Source organism: Clostridioides sp. ZZV15-6598, assembly GCF_020657705.1.
Lineage (GTDB): Bacteria > Bacillota > Clostridia > Peptostreptococcales > Peptostreptococcaceae > Clostridioides > Clostridioides difficile_F.
Genome location: NZ_JAGWCS010000185.1, coordinates 1 through 5,917, shown reverse-complemented (window position 1 = coordinate 5,917; position 5,917 = coordinate 1). Strand labels below are relative to the sequence as shown.

The 5,917-nt window shown below is 25.8% G+C and carries 11 protein-coding genes and 1 pseudogene; 5 read left to right on the top strand and 7 right to left on the bottom strand.

All coding sequences use genetic code 11. The features are described from left to right. The first annotated feature begins 34 nt into the window (after positions 1-34). Both KGF50_RS19945 and KGF50_RS19940 read left to right on the top strand, forming a co-directional pair. On the top strand, positions 35-433 hold the full coding sequence (locus KGF50_RS19945; protein WP_227849674.1) for a putative zinc-binding protein: 399 nt from the start codon (positions 35-37) through the stop codon (positions 431-433). 1 nt (position 434) lies between these two features. Next, positions 435-836: a putative zinc-binding protein gene (locus KGF50_RS19940; RefSeq protein ID WP_227849673.1), complete on the top strand. Its 402-nt coding sequence runs from the start codon at positions 435-437 to the stop codon at positions 834-836. 212 nt (positions 837-1,048) lie between these two features. Here the strand turns inward: KGF50_RS19940 and KGF50_RS19935 are convergent, their stop codons facing one another. Genes KGF50_RS19935 through KGF50_RS19925 form a run of 3 tightly spaced genes read right to left on the bottom strand, consistent with a single transcriptional unit; the run spans position 1,049 to position 2,729 of the window. Continuing rightward, the gene (locus KGF50_RS19935) at positions 1,049-1,495 is read right to left on the bottom strand and encodes a hypothetical protein (RefSeq protein WP_227849672.1); all 447 of its coding nucleotides are present in this window, start codon (positions 1,493-1,495) and stop codon (positions 1,049-1,051) included. Positions 1,496-1,519: 24 nt separating this feature from the next. Beyond that, the gene (locus tag KGF50_RS19930) at positions 1,520-2,488 is read right to left on the bottom strand and encodes a competence protein CoiA family protein (protein ID WP_227849671.1); all 969 of its coding nucleotides are present in this window, start codon (positions 2,486-2,488) and stop codon (positions 1,520-1,522) included. 31 nt (positions 2,489-2,519) lie between these two features. Continuing rightward, positions 2,520-2,729 (bottom strand): hypothetical protein, encoded by a 210-nt coding sequence (locus KGF50_RS19925; RefSeq protein ID WP_227849670.1) that lies wholly within the window; start codon positions 2,727-2,729, stop codon positions 2,520-2,522. A 116-nt stretch (positions 2,730-2,845) separates the two neighbouring features. Here KGF50_RS19925 and KGF50_RS19920 point away from each other — a divergent pair, with 116 nt between their 5' ends. Continuing rightward, positions 2,846-3,022, top strand: coding sequence for a hypothetical protein (locus tag KGF50_RS19920; protein WP_227849669.1), 177 nt, complete (start codon positions 2,846-2,848; stop codon positions 3,020-3,022). Here KGF50_RS19920 and KGF50_RS19915 read toward each other — a convergent pair. Beyond that, positions 3,019-3,207 (bottom strand): hypothetical protein, encoded by a 189-nt coding sequence (locus tag KGF50_RS19915; protein WP_227849668.1) that lies wholly within the window; start codon positions 3,205-3,207, stop codon positions 3,019-3,021. The genes KGF50_RS19920 and KGF50_RS19915 overlap by 4 nt on opposite strands. Before the next feature lie 264 nt (positions 3,208-3,471). On the opposite strand from KGF50_RS19915, the gene KGF50_RS19910 reads away from it, so the two are divergent. Beyond that, positions 3,472-3,711 carry a helix-turn-helix domain-containing protein gene (locus tag KGF50_RS19910; RefSeq protein WP_074178672.1) on the top strand — a complete coding sequence of 80 codons (240 nt, stop codon included), beginning with the start codon at positions 3,472-3,474 and terminating at the stop codon, positions 3,709-3,711. Between the two features lie 34 nt (positions 3,712-3,745). Here the strand turns inward: KGF50_RS19910 and KGF50_RS19905 are convergent, their stop codons facing one another. Continuing rightward, positions 3,746-3,952 carry a hypothetical protein gene (locus KGF50_RS19905; protein WP_227849667.1) on the bottom strand — a complete coding sequence of 69 codons (207 nt, stop codon included), beginning with the start codon at positions 3,950-3,952 and terminating at the stop codon, positions 3,746-3,748. A gap of 111 nt (positions 3,953-4,063) precedes the next feature. On the opposite strand from KGF50_RS19905, the gene KGF50_RS19900 reads away from it, so the two are divergent. Continuing rightward, complete coding sequence (locus tag KGF50_RS19900) at positions 4,064-4,309, top strand: helix-turn-helix domain-containing protein (protein ID WP_227849666.1); 246 nt, start codon at positions 4,064-4,066, stop codon at positions 4,307-4,309. Positions 4,310-4,413: 104 nt separating this feature from the next. Here the strand turns inward: KGF50_RS19900 and KGF50_RS19895 are convergent, their stop codons facing one another. After that, positions 4,414-5,652: a hypothetical protein gene (locus KGF50_RS19895; RefSeq protein ID WP_227849665.1), complete on the bottom strand. Its 1,239-nt coding sequence runs from the start codon at positions 5,650-5,652 to the stop codon at positions 4,414-4,416. Between the two features lie 140 nt (positions 5,653-5,792). Next, positions 5,793-5,917 (bottom strand): annotated as a pseudogene (locus KGF50_RS22610) (peptidase M56); the annotation flags it as partial.

Sequence of the window (5,917 nt, the reverse complement as noted above, 5' to 3'; positions counted from 1 at the left end):
TTTGAAATTTTAAAAAGAAAGGTAGATGACTTTCATGTCAAAAACTAAAATCATACCTTGTAGTGGTATTGGTAAAGTTCATGGTTCTATAGCTAGAGAAGCAGCATTTGAAATAATAAGACGAGAAAATGAAAAATGTGAAACTATGTGTTTAGCTCATATTGTAACTGGAGATGTTGATATTAAAGAAAAAATAGAAAATGAAAAATGTATCACAATAGATGGATGTCCTGCTTTGTGTGCTGCTAAAAATGTTGAGTTAGCAGGTGGTATAGTTGAACAAAGCATAAGGGTAATTGATGAGATGAAAAAACATAGGGGAGCTAAACCTGGTACTGCTACTTATTTAACTGAGGATGGTTGGAAGATGGTTGATAACATAGCATCTAATATATGTGAAAATTTAAGAGCTTCATCTTTGGAGGTTGATTAATATGGAGACTAAAATAGGAGTTATCTCATGTAGTGGTGAAAAATGTTTTGGAGGAACTGCAACACGCCTTGCTACTAGAAAGATACTTGAAACTATAAAATCTGATGAGTCTGTTACAATATGTTTACCACTATTTTTAGCTGGTGGTGAAGAGGAAAGAAATTTTGCTAAGGAATACCCTACTATATCTGTAGATGGATGTAATAAACTTTGTGCCAAAAGAGGTACAGAAAAACATAGTGGTGATGTAAATGGATACATAATAGCTTCTGATGTTATAGGTGAAGACTTAGCTCTTAGTAGTATTACATCATTAAGGGATTTAAAAGAAGAACACCATGAAGCTATTGATAATCTAGTAATAAAGATAGAAAAAGAAATAGATAAAGTTTTAAAAAAATAAATAAAAATATATTCACTTCAGTTAGAGATATTGGCTATGCTTCAAGGTCTTACAGTTGTGTATGAAAGGCTATATCAAGAGAGAAGCAAATAAACTAGGGTAATTTAAAGTATGAATAATTAGTTGAAAATGAGTTAGCTGAAATGTTATATAATATATCAACTTTCAGCTAACTTATCATTTTAATCTTCCTAATTTAAATTTTTCAATTATCAAAACATATCCTTTTCTATTTTTGCACATTCAGGATTATTCTTCATATCATCTAATATCTTTAATGCACTAAAATAAATTAAATTGTGCTGTTTATAATTAAAGTTTATTTCTTCTATCTTAAAACTTAGTAAAAGAATAAGTAATAGTATGCCAAATGAAAATAAACATTTCAAGGGAAGATTAGAAGTATTATAAATACTAAAACCCAAAAATAAACATATAAAAATACTAACAATAGCTAAACCTATACAGGTCACTTTATATTTTAATCTTCTATCTTTAATACAAACTCTTATGAACAAATCTTCATTCAATATATTCTCAATCACTTGATGAGCATCCATATTACAATACATATCCTTATATTTTTCCTTGTTTAGTTTATCATATTCTTCTACTAATTTTTTTTCAATATCATTTTTAGGTCCATATATATAAGACAATTTATTTCCTCCACTTTATTTATTTCAAAATGTTTTATCTATTAAAAGTTCTTTCAATGAGTCGGGCATATCTTTTATTTTTCTAATTTCTTGCTCTAAATCATAATAATATTTCCTAATTTCTTGCAAATCTGATTCCATTAATAATAAATCTCCTACAGGTCTTCTTTGTTTTTCATTAAATACTTTTGCTCTCCAGGAAGTTATTAATATATCCAAATCTAAATTAGGCTCTATCAGCATATTTATTTGAGATTTCAGACTATGTATTTCATTATTAAGATTATATTTAACTTTTTTTATGTATTTACCATCAACCTTACCTTTTAAATTCCATATTTCTTTTCTTAACTTATTAGTATAATCTTCCAATTGATTGTTTTTATTATATACATTGATTATTTTTGTTCTAGCAGCTTCGAATTCTCTACCTATTTTATTATATATAAGTACAGCTCTATTAATTATATCTTCTAAATTAAAATCAATTAAGTCTTTTTCTAATACATTAATTTCATATACCTGACTTATTGGAGAATTCCATAATATTTCTTCTAAATGTCCCGAATTTTTAGGATTTTTATAACATATTTCTATTGCAATTTTTGAGTTATCATCTAGTTCTAAAAACAAATCTGGAATATATTCACTATTTAAACCTCTGTATTCAGCTTCTATATTTTTAATATGAACAAGTTTATGCTCAGATAATTTGAATTTACCATTTTCTATAACTATTTTATCATTAAATATCTTAAATATTTTGAGATTTTCATAAATATACATCTTAGTATACTTATGTACAATACTCTCATTGGCACATAAATTATTAGTATTTATTTTGTGTGCTAAGTGTTTTCTAGTGACATCTCCTTCTCGTACTATTAGTCTATCATGGCACTCAGGACAATATATCTCTTCATGTTTTGTTATGTACTTTACATGAGTTAACTTTCCATTAATTAGTCCAAACGGATTCTTAAAATCACTCAAAATATACATCTCCCTACATATAGTAGTAATTTTATTGATTTACTATATCATAATTTTTAATATATTCTATTAATTTATAAAATATAGGTGTTAAGGTTCCTAAACCTCCAGAATAACTATAAAATACACCAGTTAATTCTTTATAACAGCCTGTTCTACTTGCTGAAATTAATATCGCTTCTATTTCTTCTCTTCTAATATGATATTGATTGTGTATATCTTCTATAAATAGAAACAACATTTGGATTAATGGCATTTTCTTTATTTAGATATTTATTTTCGTATGTATGTAATTTTGACAATAACGCCATTTCTCTATTAAAAAGTTCTACTATTTTTTAAAATAATTCTTCATATATGTCAATATCTAAGGAATGGTCATTGAAGCTTCCAATTAGAAATTTAGCAAAACATCTAATCTTTTCCTCTTTATATGTTTCCATAACAGCTTTATGTGTTATAGTAAAACGCTCTATGAATATATCTGATGTTATAATTTCTTATGTTAATCTTGGATTTTTATCTAGTTCTTAAAAAAAAAGTTTTCTATTACTCTCAATTCTTTGATTTGTCGACTGGAAAACAAGGTTAGCTATTGCAGCTATTTGTGGACATAAAATTTGTGAAAGTGCATATAATGGTTCCCATATGTTCCTTATATCTTGACCCATATCTTGAATTATATTTTTGATTTTCTTTTCTAAGTTTTTTTCATCCATAATTTTTCATTATCCTTTTAAAGTAAGATAATTTATCTACAACTCCTTTATCATATCTTAAGTTCACCTAATCACACATTAAAAAATGTAATATTCTTTCTAATTATAATTTTATATTAATATCATATATTTTTCTATATAGACAAAAAATATATTTATATATGTATTGAAATGTAATTATAGAATTACAATTTTTGTATGTTTTTTTGTTAGACTCAGGGAAAGTATAATTTCATGACTACAAGTTTTAAAGGAGGAAAAATAATGCCACAATGGATTTATCAAGATTATAGGATAGGAAGTGCCTTGAAAAAATTGCGTAGAAAATCAGGATTATCACAAGAACAAGTATCTTCAAAATTGCAAACAATGGGCTGCAATGTTTCTCGGGCAATGTATGCTCAAATGGAAACAGGTACATATGGCATTCGGATAAGTGTGTTAGTTGCACTTAAACATATATTTAATGCAGAATATGCAGATTTTTTTTCAGACTTGCCTTAGTTAAACAAGCTTTAATACTTCTAAGTAATATTTATTATATTTCTATTTTATTCTTCTCATTAAGAAGATAATGTAATCTACATGAAATCATATAACTTAACTCATAAAAACCAGCATCTTCAAGCATTAGCATAACTTTGTAATTATTTTGAGGTCCTGTTTCTCTAATACCACATATAATTTCCCATTCATGTGGGTGTTCTATGAACCATTGTGCTAGAACTATATTTTTCTTATTCAAGTATATACACCTCCAATTGTAATTCTATAATTACAATTATAGCTAATATTTATGATAATATCAAGTGAAACATGTAATTCTACCGTTACAAACACTTAAGGAGGATAGACCATGTCACAGTGGCTTTATCAAGAATATAATTATACTATAGGAAGTGCATTAAAAAGGTTACGCAAAAAAACAGGATTATCGCAAGAACAAGTGTCTTCAAAATTACAAACAATGGGGTGTGATGTTTCTCGAGCAGCATATGCTCAGATGGAAACAGGTACATATGGCATTCGGATAAGTGTGTTAGTTGCACTTAAACATATATTCAATGCAGAGTATAAAGATTTCTTTTCAGACTTGCCTTAAAATTAAATTTAATACGTATATATCCCTTAATCATAAAAAGGTATGTGCTATACATACCTTTACTCAGTTAGTGTGAAATTTTTATGATTGTATGCTTTATTATATTATTTTTCAAATTTATTTATAAGTTTGTATAACAAAGTAGATTCTATTTTCCCAATATTTGTTTCATAATATTTTTCGCTTATACAAATTCTCATGTTATTTATATGGCAATTTATATGGTGGTTGATTGATCCTGGAAATTTTTTAGTATTTAATAGCTGTTCTACATTATTTATATCTATATTATTTTTCTTAGCTTTCTCATTATAAATTGAATAGAAAAATTTATCTAAAAATTCTTTGTTGTAATCATCATTGTCAATATATGGGACAAAAAAACAATAATTCTTATCAGGAAAACTATCAATAATATTTTTCTGTTTCCAAGTACATTGCTTGCTTGTCTCATATACAATACCATTATATTCATTCATATTATTTAAAACATCCATCAGTAATTGTGGAATAACATATTCTTGGATAAAAGGTCCTGAATATTTTTTAGGGTAAGTCATTATTTGATATAAAATAGTCCTTGAAATAAGATTTTTAAAATTACATCTACTTAAAGTATGTACACGAGTAGTATAATCTCCTAAATAATTATTATCGTTTTGTTTATAAAATGCTAATACTCTATATAGTATATCAATGATCTTATTTGTGATATTATATACTTTTCCTTTTAATTTTTCAGGATTTGGAATAAATAATGCTAAATTGGCATTATTTATGTCCTCAATATTTGTTTCTTTTAGTGCAATTTCAATTGACTCAGCCATATAAATCATTGGTTGCCCACAAACACTAAATCTATTATTTCCAGAAAGATATCTTTTATTAAATGGTAAATGAGTATACTCATAAAACTCTTCTGAATTATATTTATTATCTTTTTTTCGAATTCTAAACATTGGTTTAGAGAATGCATTCTCAGTCTCAAAGTCTTTCTCTTTAATTGTTTCATTTAAAAAACGTAGCATTGAATTATATGCTATAATCTTGCCTTGTGTAATATATGTTAAATATATATTTATAATTTCATCAAAAACCTTATTGATATAGTCATAATTCTCAGTCAAATCTTCCAAAAGAAAATTTGTATCTTCAACAAAGTTCTTAGGATAATCATTTTGTTGACAATACTCACATTTTTCTATAGATTTCAATTTTTTTAATTCATTTATAAAATTGTGTTTATATATTTTTAAAGCTTCTTCAAATTTTGAATTAGTATAACTCTTTTCCTTTATTATATTTTGTTGATGATTCTCAAAGAAACACATAATGCAACTCATAATTTAGCTCCTCTTTTCTGTATAATCTGCAATTAAAACTGTTTAATAAAATTCCAATATATCTGATTATATCAGAGTAATAATTAAAAATAAAACATTAATAAAGCAGTTTATATAGAATATTACTCTATTGTACTATCTTAATTAGATAATTCTATTTTATCAGAATCTTTAGGTTCTTTGCCTAATTTTTTACATTTTTCTTCATAAAGTTTTCTAACATCAGGAGGTGCAGTGCCATATGTATAATCTGTAGTTCCAAAAG

Bases quoted from the DNA above. Each gene is read 5' to 3' on its own strand.
- KGF50_RS19910 (WP_074178672.1), top strand. From the start codon at position 3,472: ATGCCACAATGGATTTATCAAGATTATAGGATAGGAAGTGCCTTGAAA.
- KGF50_RS19915 (WP_227849668.1), bottom strand. From the start codon at position 3,207: ATGGATGAAAAAAACTTAGAAAAGAAAATCAAAAATATAATTCAAGAT.
- KGF50_RS19920 (WP_227849669.1), top strand. From the start codon at position 2,846: ATGTCAATATCTAAGGAATGGTCATTGAAGCTTCCAATTAGAAATTTA.
- KGF50_RS19925 (WP_227849670.1), bottom strand. From the start codon at position 2,729: ATGTTGTTTCTATTTATAGAAGATATACACAATCAATATCATATTAGA.
- KGF50_RS19900 (WP_227849666.1), top strand. From the start codon at position 4,064: ATGTCACAGTGGCTTTATCAAGAATATAATTATACTATAGGAAGTGCA.
- KGF50_RS19895 (WP_227849665.1), bottom strand. From the start codon at position 5,652: ATGAGTTGCATTATGTGTTTCTTTGAGAATCATCAACAAAATATAATA.
- KGF50_RS19945 (WP_227849674.1), top strand. From the start codon at position 35: ATGTCAAAAACTAAAATCATACCTTGTAGTGGTATTGGTAAAGTTCAT.
- KGF50_RS19940 (WP_227849673.1), top strand. From the start codon at position 435: ATGGAGACTAAAATAGGAGTTATCTCATGTAGTGGTGAAAAATGTTTT.